General features: G+C 58.1%; 18 protein-coding genes. 8 read left to right on the top strand and 10 right to left on the bottom strand.

Features of this window, described 5'->3' with window-relative positions; translation table 11 throughout:
• Positions 1-60 precede the first annotated feature (60 nt).
• From OO258_RS27590 to OO258_RS05915, 3 genes are all read right to left on the bottom strand, one after another.
• Positions 61-696, bottom strand: a complete 636-nt coding sequence (locus tag OO258_RS27590; RefSeq protein WP_416309191.1) for an SDR family NAD(P)-dependent oxidoreductase — start codon at positions 694-696, stop codon at positions 61-63.
• 238 nt (positions 697-934) lie between these two features.
• Positions 935-1,744 carry an alpha/beta fold hydrolase gene (locus OO258_RS05910; protein ID WP_266029202.1) on the bottom strand — a complete coding sequence of 270 codons (810 nt, stop codon included), beginning with the start codon at positions 1,742-1,744 and terminating at the stop codon, positions 935-937.
• A gap of 90 nt (positions 1,745-1,834) precedes the next feature.
• Positions 1,835-2,734 (bottom strand): LysR substrate-binding domain-containing protein, encoded by a 900-nt coding sequence (locus tag OO258_RS05915; RefSeq protein ID WP_266029203.1) that lies wholly within the window; start codon positions 2,732-2,734, stop codon positions 1,835-1,837.
• Between the two features lie 108 nt (positions 2,735-2,842).
• On the opposite strand from OO258_RS05915, the gene OO258_RS05920 reads away from it, so the two are divergent.
• From OO258_RS05920 to OO258_RS05930, 3 genes are all read left to right on the top strand, one after another.
• Positions 2,843-3,505 carry an RraA family protein gene (locus OO258_RS05920; protein WP_266029204.1) on the top strand — a complete coding sequence of 221 codons (663 nt, stop codon included), beginning with the start codon at positions 2,843-2,845 and terminating at the stop codon, positions 3,503-3,505.
• Position 3,506: 1 nt separating this feature from the next.
• Positions 3,507-4,172, top strand: a complete 666-nt coding sequence (locus OO258_RS05925; protein WP_266029205.1) for an RraA family protein — start codon at positions 3,507-3,509, stop codon at positions 4,170-4,172.
• 105 nt (positions 4,173-4,277) lie between these two features.
• On the top strand, positions 4,278-5,474 hold the full coding sequence (locus OO258_RS05930) for a pyridoxal phosphate-dependent aminotransferase (RefSeq protein WP_266029349.1): 1,197 nt from the start codon (positions 4,278-4,280) through the stop codon (positions 5,472-5,474).
• A gap of 177 nt (positions 5,475-5,651) precedes the next feature.
• On the opposite strand, the gene OO258_RS05935 is transcribed toward OO258_RS05930, so the two are convergent.
• Genes OO258_RS05935 through OO258_RS05955 form a run of 5 tightly spaced genes read right to left on the bottom strand, consistent with a single transcriptional unit; the run spans position 5,652 to position 10,503 of the window.
• Complete coding sequence (locus tag OO258_RS05935) at positions 5,652-6,950, bottom strand: dicarboxylate/amino acid:cation symporter (RefSeq protein ID WP_266029206.1); 1,299 nt, start codon at positions 6,948-6,950, stop codon at positions 5,652-5,654.
• A 37-nt stretch (positions 6,951-6,987) separates the two neighbouring features.
• On the bottom strand, positions 6,988-7,929 hold the full coding sequence (locus OO258_RS05940) for a D-2-hydroxyacid dehydrogenase (protein ID WP_266029207.1): 942 nt from the start codon (positions 7,927-7,929) through the stop codon (positions 6,988-6,990).
• Between the two features lie 14 nt (positions 7,930-7,943).
• Positions 7,944-8,333: a VOC family protein gene (locus tag OO258_RS05945; RefSeq protein ID WP_266029208.1), complete on the bottom strand. Its 390-nt coding sequence runs from the start codon at positions 8,331-8,333 to the stop codon at positions 7,944-7,946.
• Positions 8,330-9,295 carry a hydroxymethylglutaryl-CoA lyase gene (locus OO258_RS05950; RefSeq protein WP_266029209.1) on the bottom strand — a complete coding sequence of 322 codons (966 nt, stop codon included), beginning with the start codon at positions 9,293-9,295 and terminating at the stop codon, positions 8,330-8,332. The genes OO258_RS05945 and OO258_RS05950 overlap by 4 nt, the downstream gene beginning before the upstream one ends.
• Before the next feature lie 17 nt (positions 9,296-9,312).
• The gene (locus tag OO258_RS05955; protein ID WP_266029210.1) at positions 9,313-10,503 is read right to left on the bottom strand and encodes a CaiB/BaiF CoA transferase family protein; all 1,191 of its coding nucleotides are present in this window, start codon (positions 10,501-10,503) and stop codon (positions 9,313-9,315) included.
• 113 nt (positions 10,504-10,616) lie between these two features.
• Here OO258_RS05955 and OO258_RS05960 point away from each other — a divergent pair, with 113 nt between their 5' ends.
• A complete protein-coding gene (locus tag OO258_RS05960) occupies positions 10,617-11,516 on the top strand; it encodes a LysR family transcriptional regulator (RefSeq protein ID WP_266029211.1) in 900 nt (299 codons plus the stop codon).
• 158 nt (positions 11,517-11,674) lie between these two features.
• Here OO258_RS05960 and OO258_RS05965 read toward each other — a convergent pair whose 3' ends face one another.
• Positions 11,675-12,340, bottom strand: a complete 666-nt coding sequence (locus OO258_RS05965; protein WP_266029212.1) for an RraA family protein — start codon at positions 12,338-12,340, stop codon at positions 11,675-11,677.
• Between the two features lie 101 nt (positions 12,341-12,441).
• Positions 12,442-13,341, bottom strand: a complete 900-nt coding sequence (locus OO258_RS05970; protein WP_266029213.1) for a LysR family transcriptional regulator — start codon at positions 13,339-13,341, stop codon at positions 12,442-12,444.
• 151 nt (positions 13,342-13,492) lie between these two features.
• Here OO258_RS05970 and OO258_RS05975 point away from each other — a divergent pair, with 151 nt between their 5' ends.
• The 4 genes from OO258_RS05975 (at position 13,493) to OO258_RS05990 (ending at position 17,489) form a co-directional block, all read left to right on the top strand.
• Positions 13,493-14,842 (top strand): MFS transporter, encoded by a 1,350-nt coding sequence (locus OO258_RS05975; protein WP_266029214.1) that lies wholly within the window; start codon positions 13,493-13,495, stop codon positions 14,840-14,842.
• Positions 14,843-14,895: 53 nt separating this feature from the next.
• Complete coding sequence (locus tag OO258_RS05980; protein WP_266029215.1) at positions 14,896-15,558, top strand: RraA family protein; 663 nt, start codon at positions 14,896-14,898, stop codon at positions 15,556-15,558.
• A 286-nt stretch (positions 15,559-15,844) separates the two neighbouring features.
• Positions 15,845-16,684: an amidohydrolase family protein gene (locus OO258_RS05985; protein WP_181097912.1), complete on the top strand. Its 840-nt coding sequence runs from the start codon at positions 15,845-15,847 to the stop codon at positions 16,682-16,684.
• Positions 16,638-17,489: an enoyl-CoA hydratase-related protein gene (locus OO258_RS05990; protein ID WP_266029216.1), complete on the top strand. Its 852-nt coding sequence runs from the start codon at positions 16,638-16,640 to the stop codon at positions 17,487-17,489. Before OO258_RS05985 ends, OO258_RS05990 begins: the two co-directional genes overlap by 47 nt.
• The last annotated feature ends 63 nt before the right edge of the window (positions 17,490-17,552 follow it).

A 17,552-nucleotide genomic window follows, 5' to 3' on the forward strand; every position in this document is an offset into this window, starting at 1 on the left:
GTGCAATCATGCAGTGCCTCCGGGAAGGTTTGACCGCGTCGCCGGGCTGGCCCATTCGTGTCAGGCTTCGTGTGCCATGTCTGACGACAGTGCGCGATGTGCATTGCCGGCGGCGTAGGCGCTGCAGAACGTGCCGCCGACGATGCCGGCAGTCGAAGAAACGGAAACTACCAGACCTGAGCGCTGCTTGCGAAAAACCGGGAGGACCGCGCGTGTTACATTCATCGGCCCGAACAGCAATGTTTCGATTTGGTTGCGTACGTGATCCGGTGTCAGCTCTTCGAAAAAGCCTGCGTAGAAGTTGCCAGCGTTAATAATCAGCACATCGAGCTTGCCGAAACGGGTGATGGCAGCTGCTACAGCAGTGTCGGCGTCGTCAGATTTAATGACGTCGAGTTTCACGACCAGGAGATCAGGGTGGGAGCCTGGCGCAGCCTCTACTTTGGCAGGGTCGCGTCCAGTGGCGACCACCGCGTGCCCGTCCTTGCTCAACAAATCGAGCAGTCCAGAGTTGCTGACAGTATTGATGCGCTTGCGAAAATTGCCATTTGCGAGTCGATGGGCATGACCGTTGCAGCGTGGAAAGAGGACGCCCTGACTGTAGACCTCCCAGATCGGCGGGAGCTTTGGAATATCTAGGCCTGATGTCGTCGGCCAGGCTAAATAGCGAACAAATTTCCCCTGCGTCATCCTCATACTTGATTCATTCGGATCGAAGATGATGGATGGCCCTATGACTTCGGAATTATTCGCAGCCTGCTCTAGCCGCACACCCACCAGAGCCGTGACCCTCATCCTGAAGACAGCACCCGGCCCCCCATTGTCACAGCACCACCGATGGCTTCGAGCTTGGCGCAACCTCATTGTTATTTTTACTAGGGGAGTGCAGCCTCACGCGGCTGGCGCAGCCGCGTGAAAAAAAGAAATGATTCGCTCAGGCGCGGTCTTGCAAGGCCTTGATGTGCTTCCACATCAGAGAGGGATTCGAGTACATCGGAAAATGACCACAATCAGGGATGCACGCCAGTTCCACGCCGTGTGCGGCGATGTGGTCGAGGTAGGACAAGTGTGAGTTGGTGACGCCATACATGTATTGGCGCGGGAAGGGTAGCGCAAGGAACTTGTCCATCAGCTGAGCGTTGTCGGACAACTCCACCATTGACTCGAAAATGCCACGCACTGCGCCGGTTCGCACTTTATGCGCGAGGCTGGCCGCATAGAGAGCACTGGCAGGATCCGAAGCCAACCGAGTGCGATCGATAAAGTCACGGAAGAAGCCCGCGTCGTCACTACGGTTATGGTCATGGATCTGACGGCTAAGAAAACAATCCTCAGGCGCAATGTTGCCTTCGATATCAACGAACGATCGAATGCGATCAGGTTCCTCGTGCGCCAACATCAAGCCGGTCAGTCCCCCCATGGAATGCCCTACCAGATGGAATTTGCCGATTCCAAAACGCTTGAGCACGGCTTGCGCGGTTTTCACCAGAAAAGCGATGTTGATGTGCGAGAGGTCGGCGCAGTCCGTTTCGCCGCAACCTGGTGCATCGTAGGCAATGAAGGGGTGTCCTTCGAAAGCCGGCTGCAGCGTGATATCGGCGTAATCCTCTTTGGTCGATCCGAAACCGTGAAGGAACAGGATGGGGGTTTTAGGCCCAGTGCGGTGTATCACCGCCAGGTCGAGCTGTACGCCATCGATGTTCAGTGGGACTTTTTCGTAGGTGAAGCGAGCTGCATGGGGCACGGCTACTAACTCCTATAACAGAGTGTCCAATGTTGAACGCGTCACATGATTTGTAAAATACGAAGCCACGAACCCTGTCATACGTCTGGCCTATGACAGCAAATCTTGTCTTGCATGCTCGATCATTGCCTCCACCAGTGGATTGTTACGCTCGTTGTGCCAGGCCACGGCTGTGATTACCACTTTGACTTCGGGATACAGGGGGCGGATGAGGACGTTCTCCGGCGCGAGTTTACCCATGGACGTCGGTACCAATGCGATGCCCTGGCCGCAGCTGACGAAGGCGACTTGGGATGATACGGACCGCACCTGGTGAACGATGCGCGGTGCGAAGCCGCTGGCTTTGCACTGCCCAACCAGATAGTCGAAATACACAGGACTCACATCCCGCGAAGCCATCACCAAGGTCTCATCCGCGAGCGCTTGCAGGGAGATGGACTCCCTCGTAGCCAAGGGATGGTCTTTGGGTAACGCGACAGCAAGCCTGTCTTCGGACAACGGCAATGCTTGAATATGTCGGCCAAGATTCCCTTCCAGGCGTGCGAATGCAATGTCGATATCACCTGCTTCCAGTGCGGGTATGGCCTCCGCGCTGTCTATCTCACGAACCGAAACCGTGATCAATGGATGGTTCTGCTTGAAGCGCTCGATCAGTGGGGGCAGCACGTCGATCATGGCTGATGTGATCGCTCCGATGGTCACCACGCCGGCATGGCCTGCGACGGCTTCGTGAACCGCCAACTCTAATCGTTCCAGCTGATCAGCAAATTTTCGGACCGCGGGGAGAATCGCAGCGCCAGCGGCGGTCAGTTGCGCACCGCGGCGAGAGCGGGTGAACAGTTGAACGCGAAGGGATTGTTCGAGCGCCTGGATTTGCTCGGTCAACGGCGGTTGCGACATACCCAGCCGCTTGGCCGCGCGGCTGAAGTTTTGGTCTTCAGCCACTGCCAGGAACAGCCAGAGGTGGCGTATCAAGCGAAAGTTGATCACGGCGCTTTTCCATAGGTTTTGGATATAACAAGCTTAGCTTCTTCGTAATATACGTATCAAATGGCGGCGCAGATACTCAGGCCTCATCCAACAAGAGGCCTGCAACCGATGAGCTTGAAAGCCCCGCTGGAACGCTTGTTCGCGCTCGACACCAACACAGTGTCGGACGCCCTGGACTTCCTCGAACTGCCCGGCGCTACTAACGGCCTGATGCCACTCTGGAATTGCCCCAAAATTGTGGGCCGAGCCAGCACTGTGCAACTGGGACCCAAACAAGACGTGGCGCCCACTGTCCACCTTATTACCCCGGTAGTCGAGCAAGTCTCCACCGACGACCGCGTACTGGTGATCGCGGGTGGCGTCGACGGGATCTCCAGCTGGGGCGACATTCTGGCCAACGCAGCCCAGCGCAAAGGTATCCGTGGATCAATCATTGATGGCTTCAGTCGTGACATCCGCGGCAGCGCCGATATTGGCTACCCCGTCTTCGGTCGCGGCGTAACGATGATCAGCGCGCGCCATAGGCTCATTCAGATCGATGCGGCCGTCACTGTTCGCATGGCGGGTGTTGACGTTGATGAAGGCGACTACGTTATCGCCGATGAATGCGGCACCGTTTTCGTCCCCGCCAATGCAATCGAGAAGGTGCTTGATCTGGCCGAACGTATCGACCGACGCCAGGCCGGCATGGTCGATGCCGTTCGGGCCGGCCGCTCGGTCGAGGAAGTGATGCACGACACGCAATTCGAAGCCATCAAGGTGGAGCACTGATATGACCCTCTCTGATAAAGACCTGGTTGCCTTGTTTGAAGGCTTGGATACCCCGGGTGTATCCGACGCGATGGACAAGCTGGGCCTTCCTGGCCAGGCCTTCGGGATCGCACCGCTGGCAAACTACAGCCAGGTCGTGGTCGGCCCAGCCTTTACTGTTCAGTACGTCAGTGCGAGCACACCGCCCGGCACTGTCGGTGACTTCATTGATGAAGTAGCACCAGGCGACGTGGTCGTCATCGCCAATGAGGGCCGTACCGATTGCACGGTGTGGGGCGACATCATGACCCAGTACGCACTGGCCCGGGGTATTGCCGGCACGGTCATTGACGGCGTCTGCCGCGATGTGAACAAGGCGCTGGGGGAAGGTTACCCGCTGTTCAGCAAAGGCCGTTTCATGCGTACCGGTAAGGACCGCGTGGAAGTCGTGGCTGTCAACAAGCCGGTGTCGATTGGCCAGGCGCGAGTTTGCGCCCGCGACATCGTCGTCGCTGACGCCAATGGTGTCGTCATTGTCCCACGCAGTCGTGCCCAGGAAGTTGCTGAAACGGCACGTCGTATCGAACACGTTGAAACGCAGATCCGCGAACAGATCGCCACTGGCAAGAGCCTCAAAGAAGCGCGTGCGGCGCTCGGTTATCACTCCCTGCAGAGCAAGCAGCCATGAGCCTTCCGACAAAGAGGCATTGTTCATCGCCAAGCTGCGCGAGGGTCGCAGCACCATGGACCTGATGGGCCTTACTCACCCGGAGGAGCACGCGTGAGCCTGGAAATGCTGAACCGTCGCTTGGAGGCTGCCAAGCCTTCGGCAACTTACAAGATCATCGACCGCGTGGCTGCGCGGCGCGCAGAAGGGGCGAAGATCATTTCGCTTTGCGCGGGTGAGCCGGACTTCGATACGCCGGAGCACATCCGTGCCGCGGCCATCAGTGCGATCAACGATGGCCATACGCGATACACCCAGGTGGCCGGACTTCGCGCGTTGCGTGAAGCCATCGCGCGCAAATACCAGCGTGAAAATGGTCTCGACGTCAGCTGGCAGGACACGCTGGTTTGCAGCGGTGGCAAGCAAGTCATCTTCAATGCCCTGGCCGCGACCTTGAACGAGGGCGACGAAGTTGTGATCCCTGCGCCGTACTGGGTCAGCTATCCAGAAATGGTTGAGCTGTGTGGCGGCGAGTCGCGTATTGTTGCTTGCGGCGCCGAGACCAGCTTCAAGTTGACCCCGCAAGCATTGGCCGAAGCGATAGGCCCGAACACCCGCTGGCTGATCCTGAATTCGCCGTCCAACCCCACGGGTGCCGTGTACGAACGCGATGAATTGCACGCTCTGGCTGCGGTGTTACTGGCCCATCCGCAAGTTCTGATTCTGGCTGACGACATCTATGAGCACCTGATCTTCGACGGCCGTGACTTTCTCACGCTTGCCCAGGTTGAACCGCGGCTGGCTGCACGGACATTAACCATGAACGGCGTGTCGAAGGCCTATGCCATGACGGGTTGGCGAATCGGGTTCGCCACTGGGCCTCGCTGGCTGCTCGAGGCGATGGAGAAGCTTCAGGGTCAGCAGACCTCAGGCGCGTGTTCCATCTCGCAGCACGCAGCAATCGCTGCCCTCGACGGCCCGAAAGACTTCATCGCTCTCAGTCGCGAGGTGTTCCAGCGGCGTCGTGATTTCATGGTCGAATTGCTCAACCAGGCGCCGGGCATCCGTTGCGAGGTCCCAGGTGGGGCTTTTTATGCTTTTGCCGACTGTTCTGGGCTGATTGGCAAGCGTTCTCCCGCCGGTTGTGAGTTGCTCAATGATGAGGCGGTGGCCGTGGCGTTGCTAGAGGAGGCCAACGTTGCAGTCGTTCATGGCAGTGCTTTTGGCCTTTCAGGCTATCTGCGCATCGCTTACGCGCTCGATGATGACTCGCTGCGTGCAGCGTGCCAGGCCATCCACCGCTTCTGCGAGGACGCACGATAGCGGGATAACCACTCCGAAGTAGACGAGCGGAAGGCTGCACCTCATCAATTGCCTATGTGCGGTACCGGTGGTGCAGCCTTTTTGTTTGGACGCAGTCAAAGGATGACCGACTCCAGATGCTCGCAGCCCTTCAGCTCACTGTGCGTGGCAGCCTGCTGAAGGGCTGAGAGCAAACTGTTAACCCAGCTCGCGTTTGAGTTGTTCTCTGTCCAGCGCGCCATCCCAGCGTGCAACGAATAGCGTGGCCACGCCGTTGCCGATCACATTAATCAAAGCGCCACCTTCGGAAATAAAGCGATAAACCCCTAGTACTAACACCAGTCCGGCAGCGGGAATGACGTCGATTGAACCCAAGGTCGCGGCCAGTGTTATGAATGCACCACCTGTCACACTCGCTGCTCCTTTGGACGTCAGCAGCAGGATCAAAAGCAAGGTCACCTGATGGTAGAGCGACACGTCAATGTCCAACGCCTGGGCGATGAAGATCGCGAGCACCGTCATGTTGATGCAGCTGCCGTCGAGGTTGAAGCAGTAGCCCGATGGTACGACCAGGCCAACAGTGGACTTCTCGCAGCCAAGCCTCTCCAGCTTGCCCATCAGGCGTGGGAGAGCAGACTCCGAGGAAGAAGTGCCTAGCACCAGGACCAATTCCTCACGGATATATTTGAGGAATTTCCAGAGGCTGAATCCAGCCAGACGCGCCACGATGTTCAAGACCACGAAGACGAATACCAAGCCAGTGATGTAATAGCACACCAGCAAGTTTACGTAGGCCCCCAGCGACTGGACACCATACTTGCCCACAGTGAATGCCATACCACCAAACGCCCCAAGCGGTGCGAGGTACATGACGATCTTGAGCATCCGGAAGAACGCCTTGGCGATCAGGTCGATGGTATTCAGCAGCGGTCTGCCCACCTCGCCCATTAGTTGCAGCCCGAACGCGAACAATACGGAAATGAACAGCACCTGTAGGATGTCACCGTCTGTGAACGCCCCGAATACCGTGCTGGGAATGATATGAGTCAGAAATCCCACAACACTCTGGTCATGAGCCGCCTTGGTGTACCCGGCAATCGCTGATGCATCCAGTGTCGCAGGGTCAATGTGCATGCCAACTCCCGGCTTTAGCAGGTTGACTCCGATGAGGCCGACGACTAATGCGATGGTGGTCAGCACCTCAAAATACACCAAAGATTTGAAGCCGATCCGCCCGATGCGCTTGAGGTCTTGCATGCTGGCGATCCCGCTGACCACCGTACAGAAGATGATCGGCGCAATGAGCATTTTGATCAGCTTGATGAACGTATCACCCAGCGGCTTCATCTGCTCACCCAGCCCTGGACTGTAATGCCCGAGAATGACACCCAGGACGATGGCGGCCAGCACCTGAACGTACAGATGGTGATAGAAGGGTTTGCGACATGGCAAGGCGACGTCAGCGGTTTCTATCGAAGAGCTAATTGTTTTTGTCATGGCTCTACCTTTTGGTCTGATTGAATCGATATTGGGTTCAAGTCACCACGTTGACCGGTTCACCTTTGGCAAATGCTGTGATATTCGCGGCAAGTACACTCTTAAGCCGTGCAACGCTGCTCTGGCTCGCCCAGGCAACGTGCGGGGTGATAATCAGATTGGGATGTGTGCAGTGGAGCAGGGGATGATCCGAACTGGGTGGTTCGGCGTAGAGCACGTCCAATGCCGCCCCGCCCAACTGCCCATTGGCGAGCCCTGCCAGCACGGCGTTTTCGTCGACCAGAGGGCCTCGCGCGGTGTTGATGAGAACTGCACCGGGCTTCATCCGGGCTATCTGCGCAGAGCCAATCAGGTATCGGGTTTGCGGTGTCAGCGGGCAATGAAGTGTGAGTGCGTCTGACCGGGCCAGTACCTCGTCGAATGCGGTATAGCCTTCTCGCACCTTATGGGCGCCGCGGTGTTCGGCGAACAACACATTGATCTCCAGAGCGCGGGCAAGGCGGGCGACGCGACTGCCAATATCGCCACGACCAATGATGCCGAGCGTCGAACCTTGCAGATCCTGAATCGGCTCCCCATGAACGCAGAAGTGCGATGAGGCGGGCCACTCGGATGCAGAAGCGGCTCGGTAGGCAAGCAGTTGACGGCGCAGCGCAAACAACGAACACATGACGTGTTCGGCAACGCTCACCGCGCTGTATGCCGGTACGTTGCACACGGTCACGCCTTGATCGCGGCAGGCTGCAATATCGACGCAGTCATAGCCAGTGGCAGCCACACAGATCAGTTTGAGTTGGGGCAGTTGTTCCAGGGCAACTCGATCAATGCGCACTTTGTTGGTAATTGCGACGTCTGCCCCGGCCAGTGCTTTAACCAATTGATCCAGGGGTGTTTTCTCCCGCTCGCTCCACTCAGTGGCTTCGAGCGGACGTGCTAACGTGGACGGCAGGCTGGCGCCGTCAAGAAAGACGATATTCATGGCAATGGGTCTCTTCAGCGATTAGGTGCGAGAAGCTCGGAGATTTCAATCAGATTCAGGTCGGGATCACGTACATACACGGAGCGAATAGGCCCGGTTGCACCCGTTCTTTGTACGGGGCCATCGGTGATTGGCCAGCCCTCCGACTCCAGGCGGACAATCACGGCATCGAGCCCAATGCTTGTGATAAAGCACAGATCCAGAGCACCTGGCACAGGCAAGTGTGCCTTGGGTTCAAACTCCCGTCCGCGCTCGTGGACGTTGATTTTCTGATTGCCGAAACACAGCGCCAACCGACCGCTGCCGAAGGTCTCGGCGCGCATCCCCAGCACCCGGACGTAGAAGTCCTTGCAAGCCTGGATGTCGATTGTGGTGAGGACCAGGTGGTCGAGATGATCGATCATTGCGCACGCTCCAACTCGATGTTGGTCATCTGCTTGGTGAGCGTATGCACATGCTCCGGTATCGGATGCAAATCCAGGCGCCTGCCTGCCCTGAGGATCTGGCTGGGCGTATCGTGGCCGATTAAAACTGGCAGGCGCGCTGATGCTGCCAGTACCCGGTGGAGATCCATGCCAGTTTCGTAACCCATCAGTTCGAGCATGTGCACCAGGTCTTCTGTGCAGACGTTGCCGCTCGCTCCCGGCGCGTATGGGCAGCCACCGAGGCCGCCCAGAGAAGCATCGAAACGGTCAACGCCTGCGGCAAGTGCGGCCAGCGTGTTGGCCAAGGCCATGCCACGGGTATTGTGAAAATGCAGGGTGATTTGCAGGCTGGGAAAGCGCTCGAGCACTTGCCGGGACAACGCTTCAACCTGTGACGGGTAAGCCATGCCAGTGGTGTCGCAGAGCGTCACACCTCGCACCCCCAGTGCAGCGAAGCGTTCAACGAAGCGAAGCACATCAGCACTCGAGACGTCACCCTGCATTGGGCAACCGAAAACTGTCGACAATGAAACGTTTACTGCCACGGGTCCAGAGCCAATAACGCCAACCACATCCTTGAGTTGGGAAAACGATTGCTCTCGAGTCATTCGCAAGTTAGAGCGGTTGTGCGGTTCGCTGACTGACATCACCAAGTTGGCCTCATCAATGCCACAGCTTAATGCGCGTTCAGCCCCCCTAACGTTCGGCACAAGCACCGTGTACTCGACGCCAGGTTGGCGAGCTATGCCGGCCATGACCGCTTCGGCGTCACGCAGCGCCGGGATGGCCTTGGGCGACGTGAACGACGTGACTTCGATCTTGGCGTAACCACACTGGCTCAACTCATTGATGAGCGAGATCTTATCATCGGTTTGTATAAAGTTTTTTTCGTTCTGGAAGCCGTCACGGGTCGCAACTTCCTGCATGAACAGGCGTTTCATTCAAGATACTCCGCTAGTCAGATTAGGCCGCGCTGCCGCCATTGCTCAAGGGTGGGAGCATCGATGCCCAAACGGCCGAGAACCGCGTCGGTGTGTTCGCCCAGCCTCGGGGCGGGCGAACGGAATTGCCCGGGCGTTGCTTCAAGTTTGGGGACGACTCCAGGCAAAGTGACCGGCGTACCGTCATCCAGCTCGCTGCGGACCAACATGCCGCGGGCCTGGTAGTGGGGATCGGCAGCGATATCGGCTGCATCGTAGATTTTACCGGAGGGGATGTTGGCGTCTTTCAGCGCAGCAAGTACTTCGTCCAGTGGACGTTCAGCCGTCCAAGTAGAAATCGCAGCATCCAACCTGGCGACATGGCGGACACGTCCGTCGTTTTGCTGAAGCTCAGGATCGTCGGCCAGATCGTGCCGGTCGATCTTCTCCATCAGACGCTTGAAGATGCTGTCGCCATTACCTGCGATCAGAGCGTACTTTCCGTCTTGGCAACGATAAGCGTTGGTAGGGGCAATCCCTGGAAGACTACTGCCCGCTGGCTCGCGTACCGTGCCGAACACGGAATGTTCAGGAATCAGACTCTCCATCATGTTGAAGACTGATTCGTAAAGCGCCACGTCCACCTGCTGACCTGTACCATGGTTTTGCTCCCGGTGACGCAGGGCGAGGAGGACCCCGATCACGCCATGCAGCGCCGATAACGAATCACCCATCGACACGCCTACACGCACAGGCGTGCGCCCTGGCTCACCGGATAGATGCCGCAACCCGCCCATTGCTTCACCTATGACCCCAAAGCCTGGAAGATCGCGATAAGGTCCGGTCTGCCCGTAGCCTGATACACGCAACATGATCAGGTTTGGATTGATGCCACTCAGCACATCCCATCCAAGCCCCCATTTTTCGAGGGTTCCCGGACGAAAATTCTCTATGAGGATGTCAGCGTCTTGTATCAGTCGCTTCACGACGTCCTGCGCCTCTGCCTGGCGAAGATCCAGCGTGACGGATTGCTTGTTACGAGACTGGGCGGCCCACCACACAGAAGTGCCATTGTGCAGCAAGCGCCATTTACGCAAAGGGTCGCCCGTCACCGGGGGTTCAATCTTGATGACTTCGGCTCCGAACTCGGCGAGGATTTTTGCAGCGAAAGGCCCAGCGATCAGCTGTCCCATTTCGACGACTTTGATGCCATCCAGCGGTAGGCTCATGACGTTTTCCGTTCTTGTTGGAGGTTCTGCTTGGATCATCTCTCTAAAGCGCCGGCGTGAGAATTTCAAAGTTTTCCATTACACTTTCCAAAATGGAAACGATGGGGCGATGCGTGCTGAATCTTCTTCAACTCGACCTGGCGTCTCTGAGGCTGCTGGTACTGGCGGCGAACAGCCAGAACCTGACGAAGGCTGCGGATGGCGCGCACATGACCGTATCGGCAGCCAGCAAGCGGCTCGCCGAACTCGAACGCGTCACCGACTGCACCCTGTTCATTCGACTTCCGAGAGGACTGCAGTTAACGCCAGCCGGGAGAGGCCTGGCCGAACATGCTCGGTTAATCCTCGAAGGTGTCGAACGTATGGCACATGATGCCAATGATTTTTCTCATGGCATCCGCGGGCACGTCAGGCTGTTCGCCAATACGTCAGCTGTAATCCAATTCCTTCCCAAGGACCTCAACACTTTCCTTGCGGCGAACCCGCACGTGCGTATCGGCATGGAAGAAGCGCTTAGCGACTCGACGATCCAGGCCGTTGAGGACGGGCGTGCCGATATAGGCATCTTCGCTGACAATGTACTGGCACCCAATCTGGAGGTAAGACCCTACCGCGCAGACCAATTGGTGCTTTTGGTGCCAAACGATCACCCCTTGGCCGAATTTTCACAGTTGAGCTTTGCTGACACGCTCGATTATGACTACGTCGCGCTGAATCAAGGCAGCTCGCTATTGCAGCGCATTAACGATGCTGCCCATGAGGCGAGAAAACTGTTGAAGGTCAGAATTCAGGTGGCCAGCTTCGATGGCATCTGCCGAATGATCGAGGCTGGGTTGGGTATCGGAATTTTGCCTTTGGAATCGGTGAGGCACGGGCTTCTTGAGACTACATTGAAAGCTGTTCCGCTTGTGGACGCTTGGGCATCTCGAACTTTATTCGCAGGTGTCGCGGTCAATACGCGACTGTCCCCTGAAGCCGCGAATCTCTTCAACTTCCTGACAAGTCTGGAATAAAATTGAGTTCCAGCAGGTAGCGGACGCTCATGAATTGACTGCTCTTGTGCAGAAACGGCCTTTGCCACCTGCCATAAGAGTTGATGCGTGCGCTGATATGGGGAAGTTAACGTGGCGGTCAGACGGTCCGCCACGGGAGGGCTGATCGGCAGCGGGTTTCAATCCGCCAACCCGGCTTTTTCCAGCACCTTGTCCAGCCAGGATTGTTCCACAGCTCCAGTGGCGATTTCGGCCTTTACCCGCTCTTCATGGGCTTGATGTGCGCGGGCCTGAGCCAGCACCTGCTCGGCCGCTGCGAGGGGGAACGCCACGACGCCATCCTCGTCACCGACGATGATGTCACCCGGGTTCACCAGCATGCCGCCAACCGACACCGGCACGTTGATTTCGCCTGGGCCAGTCTTGTAGGGACCGCAATGCACGACACCCCGCGCGTAACAGGGGCTCGAACGGAAGGAATCCACATCACGAATCGCACCGTCTACGATGAACCCCACACAGCCGCGTTGTTCGGCGTAGAGCTTAATGAGCTCGCCGATGACCGCATTGTTGGTGTCGCCCTGGGCGTCGATCACCAATACATGACCCGGCTCGAGCAAGGTCAGGGCCTTGTAGATATAGAGATTGTCACCAGGCCGGGTCTTGATGGTCAGTGCGGTACCCACCAGTTTGCCAGTGGTGTTGTAGCGGGTCAGGCCTCGGGCGCCAATGTGGCGGCCGAGGTTGTCGCTGATGTGCGGGGTGACCACCGAAGCGAAAGCTTCGATGACTGACGCGGGGGCCGGAGCAGGTGAAGCGAGGATGCGGGACCCGGGTAACGACATGTTCAATCTCCTAATCAAGAGGTAACCATCGGGGCGTGCGCTGATGTTAGGAGAGAACTGGCTTTGCTTTTAGCGATATTTTTACATCAGAAACCATCGACTCAGGTGATGATTAGCTGGTTGAAATTACAGGTTTGCTGGGCGAGACGGGCTACTTCGACCGTTAGCCCCTGGTAGCGGTCGGCCCTGTGAACGCAGACATACTTGATGGTTGGCAGTGGCTGCTGCGTCTGGATCACCTTCAAGCGCCCCTGGGTGATAAGTGCGCCCATGCAGGCGAGCGGCAGGTAGCTGATGCCCACACCTGAGATGGTCAGGCCAACCTGCGCCACTAGGTAGTTGCTGGTCAGGGTCTTGCCAAGGCGAATGTCGTGTTCTGCCAGCCAGCGCTCGTAGGTCAGGCCGGTCCCAGAGCTGCCGCCCTGCGTCAATACGGTGAAGCTCGCCAGCGCGTTCAGGCTGATGGCGCTGTCGCCTGGATACAAGGCGGGTGCACACATCCAGGCGTTCTCTACGGCGTTCAAGGGCGTGCTGATGAAGCGCGGATCGTGAAAGATGTCGGGCACTACGATGAGGTCCATCTCATCGTTCTCCAGCCGCCGCAATAGGTCGGTGCTGAGTTCGATGGAAGGCTCGAGGTCGACCCGTGGGTAGGTCTGATGTATGCGCTCGACCAGCGAGGGCAGCCAGGTGAGCGCGGTGAGTTCCGTCACCCCAAGGCGAAACCGCCGGATCAGGGTTTCCTTCGAGCTGATGCGTTCGAGCAAGTCGTCACGCTGGCGCAGCATGTCCACCGCGCAGCCATACAGTTCGATGCCCTTTTGCGTAAGCCGGGCAGTGCGCTTGGAACGATCGAAGATCGATACGCCGAAGGCATCCTCCAACTCCTGGACCCGTTTGGAAATCGCCGACTGTGACATGTTCAGTTTGACGGCGGCGGCCTCGAAACTGCCCAGCTCGACAATCCAGTAAATGGCTTCGATTTGCTTCAAGGTGATCACGTTTATTACCTCGGCACGGCTGCCGTCTACGGCGAGTGGAACTCAGATTGTTCACTTAAAGCGATGATTTGAGTTGAGTTTTTGTCGCTTTTTTTCTTGTATTACCGTGCCTAGATTACCCGCGAATTACAACAAAAAGGGTGAGCACATTATGTTGACCGCTGAAACAGTCCATGCCAAAGGGCGCAGCAGTTACCGCTGGATCGTTGCCGGGATGATCTTTTCCATCTACACCATCGCAGCGGCGGACAGGGCCAATCTCGGTGTCGCGCTGCCGTTCATCCGCCAGGAATTCGAGATGAGCAACGCCCAGGCCGGCGGCCTCATGAGCCTATTCCTATTGGCCTACGCACTGGCCCAGATTCCCGCCGGGCTGGCGTTCAGCAAATACGGCGTAAGCCGAATCCTGCCCGGCGCAATGATCATGACCTCGGTGCTAACCGGCCTGGTCGGCACGGCAGGCTCGCTGCTGGCATTGAAGCTCTATCGCCTGGGCCTGGGTGTGGCGGAGGGCCCGTTACCGATCAGCATGACGACCACCATCAACAACTGGTTCCCGCCCCGGGAAAAAGGCATCGCCTCGGGCATCTTTCTGTCTGCGGTAAAGTTCGGCCCAGTCATCGTCCCCCCCCTGTGCGCCGTGATCATTTCGGTGTGGGGCTGGCGCGAGGTGTTCTACTTCTTTGCCGTACCCGGGATCCTGCTGTCAATTGCCTGGTACTTCCTGGTTGCCGATCACCCCTCCAAGAGCGGGTTCGTCAACCAGGCCGAGTTGGACTACATCAGCGATCCGGCAGTGGCCGGCGGCACCGGAACCGCTGCGAGCAATACCGGGCGACCTAAGGCGCGCAGCTTTGCTCGGTTGGATGCCTTCATTCGTCGACGCGAAGTACCACAGCTTGAAACCCGACGCCAGGTGTTCGGCTCCTGGCAGATATGGGGCAGCGCGCTGAGCTACTGCTTCCAGCTGGGCGTGTCCAGCGTGCTTCTGGCCTGGATCCCGACCTATCTGATGACCGTCAAGGGCTTCTCTGTAATGAACATGGGCCTGGTCTCGGCAGCGCCCTGGGTCGGCGCCGTGTTGGGCAACCTGCTGGGCGGCTACTGCTCGGACCGCTGGCTGGCCGGACGGCGCAAGCCCGGAATGCTGCTGTCGGCGCTGGGTACCTCGGTGATGATGTACCTTTTGATCAATTCGCCCGCCGACCCATTGGCGTATGGGCTACTGCTGATGGCCACGGGGGTGGTGCTGAGCCTGGGCTTTTCGTCCTATATGGTTTACCCCATGGCGCTGGCCAGCAAACAGACCTTCCCGATCGCCAATGCCATCGTCAACATGGTCGGCCAGTTGGGCGCCGCAGCCACTCCATTCCTGACCGGCCTTTTGCTCGACAGTTACGGCTGGAGCTACGTCTTCTCCTACTTGGCGATCGGCTCGTTCGTCAGTTTCATGTTGCTGTTGACCATTATCGAACCGGTCCCCAGAACGGCTACGACCTGAAGCTTTTTGCCCTGCACATTCTTTAATTTGATGACCGTACCAAGGAGCTGCTGATGAATACCGAAGACAAAGAATTGGTCGCGCTGTTCGAGGGGCTCGACACCCCCGGCGTATCCGATGCCATGGACAAGCTGGGCCTGCCAGGGCACTGCTTTGGCGTGATGCCACTGGCCGACTACAAGCAGGTCGTGGTCGGCCCCGCGTTTACCGTCCGCTATGTGTCCGCCAGCGTGCCGCCGGGCACTGTCGGTGACTTCGTCGAGGACGTGGGCGAGGGCGATGTGGTGGTGATCGACAATGACGGCCGGACTGATTGCACCGTCTGGGGCGACATAATGACCCAGTACGCTGGCTCACGAAAAGTCGCCGCCACGGTGATTGACGGCGTTTGCCGAGATGTCAACAAGGCGCTGGGCGATGGCTATCCGCTGTTCACCAAGGGCCGCTTCATGCGCACCGGCAAGGACAGGGTCGAGGTCGGCGCAGTCAACGAGCCGGTGTCCATCGGCCAGGCGCGAGTCTGCGCTCGGGATATCGTCGTGGCCGACGCGAATGGCGTAGTGGTGGTGCCACGCGGGCGTGCCCGTGATGTCGCCCAGCTTGCCCGCCAGATCGAAGCCGTGGAGGCCGATATCCGCGCCGCCATCAGTCAGGGCAAGACCCTGAAGCAGGCCCGCGAGGACCACGGTTACCACACTCTCCAGCGCAAAGGGTAAGTCCCCCAGAGCCTGCCGACGGCAGACCCGCTCACTCAGGCAGGCGCGCTTCGATCTAGGCGAGCCTGCCGTTTTCGCCGCGACTAATTGCGTCAGCACAGCCTCGCCCTGCATAGCTGAAATGCCGAAAGTCGCACATCCGCTGGGCCTGAATCTCAGGAATGACCGGCCTGCAGGCGTCAAATTCTAGCCCTTACCCAGGCTGTGCAAGCATTTGACAGCGATTCAAATCGCCCCTATAAAGAACGTGTTCATAAATGATCAACAACAAAAAGGCTATGATCATATGCGACGTATCGACTTGCACTGCTACCCGAACACTCAACGTTGGATCGACTGTCAGGGCCCCTATGTGGAGGCTTTGGCCAAGTATTGGCATCGCGAGTGGAAGGCCAAGACCGAAGAAGAAGTGGTGCGTGAGTTTCAAAGCGCAGGCATTGAGGCGGTGTTGGTTGCACTGGATCTTCGTACCACTATCAACACCGTGCCATGTGACAACGACTACGTCGCCGGGATGCGCGACCGTCACGACTGCATCATTCAGGCGTGGGGCGCTGTCGAGCCGGCACTGGGGCAAGTCGCGATTGATGAAGCGAAGCACGCGATCCGGGACCTGGACATGCTCGGCTTCCACTTTCACCCCATCATGCAGCACTTCAGCGTCGACGATCAGCGTTATTACCCACTGTGGGAGGAGATCAACGCGCTGAAAGTCCCCGTGATGATCGATGTTGGAATGACTGGAATGGGGGCCGGCATGCCAGGTGGCATGGGTGCCAAGACTCGCCATGCACATCCTTCTTCCATCGATAACCTGGCGGCAGATTTCCCTGATCTGACAATCATCATGGCCCACCCTGGTTATCCATGGATTGATGAAACCACCGTCTGCGCGCTGCACAAGGGCAATGTCTTTTGGGAGATGTCCGGCTGGGCACCTAAATACCTGCCAGAAGCGCTGAAGCGTGATATCCGAGGCCGCCTCAAGCACAAAGTGATGTTCGGCAGTGACTACCCCAGCATCCCCCATGAGCGGCTATTCAAGGAATGGAACGAGTTGGGTTACTCCGAAGAAGTCCTTGAACTGTTCTTCCACAAAAACGCCGAACGTGTGCTGGGGCTCTGAAGTGGGCGGCGAGCAGAAGCATGTGCTGACCGAGCGGCGCGGGCATGTGCTCCATATACGAATCAACCGCCCCGAGGTGCGTAACGCGCTCGATCCGCTGGCTTACCATCAGTTGAGCCTGGCCTGCGATGAGCTCGAAGCTGACCCAGAGCTCTGGCTCGGGGTCTTGACAGGTGAAGGCGAGCATGCGTTCAGCGCCGGTCGCGATCTTAAGCAACTGGCTGCGACCAGCACGGCATCACAGGAAGAGCTGGATGCCGAGGCTGCATTATGGCAGCGCACCACGCGACTGACTGACCGCTTCAACTTCACCAAGCCTCTGATTGCGCGTCTCAACGGCTCCGCTCACGGAGGAGGGCTGGAGCTTGCCTTGGCGTGCGACATCATCGTTGCCGCCGAGCATGCTCAATTGAGTCTGCCAGAACCCCGTCGCGGGCTAATAGCGACTGCGGGCGGAGTACATCGTCTACCTCGGCAGATCGGTCTGAAGGCTGCAATGGGCTATCTGCTGACCGGGCGAGCGATGACTGCACAGCGTGGGTACGAGTTGGGGCTGATCAACGAAGTAGTGCCTGCGAACCTGCTTGATGAGGCCGTGGAACAGTGGGTGGCAGATATCCTCGCCTGCGCACCGCTAGCGGTGCGCGCCACCAAGGCCTGTGCCATGCAAGGCCTGGACTTGCCACTTGCCCAGGCGGTCAGCCAACGCTACGAGGCTGAAGAACGTCGCAAACTCAGCGCGGACAGCCTTGAAGGGCCCCGAGCCTTCGCTGAAAAACGGCGACCTCATTGGCGAGGATGTTGAACCGCTGCACCGGCTTTCACCCGATACGGTACCCTCACAATGGGTACCGGTACCTGAATAAAA

Source organism: Pseudomonas sp. DCB_BI (assembly GCF_026240995.1).
In the GTDB taxonomy this organism is placed as follows: domain Bacteria; phylum Pseudomonadota; class Gammaproteobacteria; order Pseudomonadales; family Pseudomonadaceae; genus Aquipseudomonas.

Coding starts and splice junctions, on each gene's coding strand:
- OO258_RS27590 (WP_416309191.1), bottom strand. CDS start 696: ATGAGGATGACGCAGGGGAAATTTGTTCGCTATTTAGCCTGGCCGACG.
- OO258_RS05920 (WP_266029204.1), top strand. CDS start 2,843: ATGAGCTTGAAAGCCCCGCTGGAACGCTTGTTCGCGCTCGACACCAAC.
- OO258_RS05925 (WP_266029205.1), top strand. CDS start 3,507: ATGACCCTCTCTGATAAAGACCTGGTTGCCTTGTTTGAAGGCTTGGAT.
- OO258_RS05930 (WP_266029349.1), top strand. CDS start 4,278: ATGCTGAACCGTCGCTTGGAGGCTGCCAAGCCTTCGGCAACTTACAAG.
- OO258_RS05935 (WP_266029206.1), bottom strand. CDS start 6,950: ATGACAAAAACAATTAGCTCTTCGATAGAAACCGCTGACGTCGCCTTG.
- OO258_RS05940 (WP_266029207.1), bottom strand. CDS start 7,929: ATGAATATCGTCTTTCTTGACGGCGCCAGCCTGCCGTCCACGTTAGCA.
- OO258_RS05945 (WP_266029208.1), bottom strand. CDS start 8,333: ATGATCGATCATCTCGACCACCTGGTCCTCACCACAATCGACATCCAG.
- OO258_RS05950 (WP_266029209.1), bottom strand. CDS start 9,295: ATGAAACGCCTGTTCATGCAGGAAGTTGCGACCCGTGACGGCTTCCAG.
- OO258_RS05955 (WP_266029210.1), bottom strand. CDS start 10,503: ATGAGCCTACCGCTGGATGGCATCAAAGTCGTCGAAATGGGACAGCTG.
- OO258_RS05965 (WP_266029212.1), bottom strand. CDS start 12,340: ATGTCGTTACCCGGGTCCCGCATCCTCGCTTCACCTGCTCCGGCCCCC.
- OO258_RS05975 (WP_266029214.1), top strand. CDS start 13,493: ATGTTGACCGCTGAAACAGTCCATGCCAAAGGGCGCAGCAGTTACCGC.
- OO258_RS05980 (WP_266029215.1), top strand. CDS start 14,896: ATGAATACCGAAGACAAAGAATTGGTCGCGCTGTTCGAGGGGCTCGAC.
- OO258_RS05985 (WP_181097912.1), top strand. CDS start 15,845: ATGCGACGTATCGACTTGCACTGCTACCCGAACACTCAACGTTGGATC.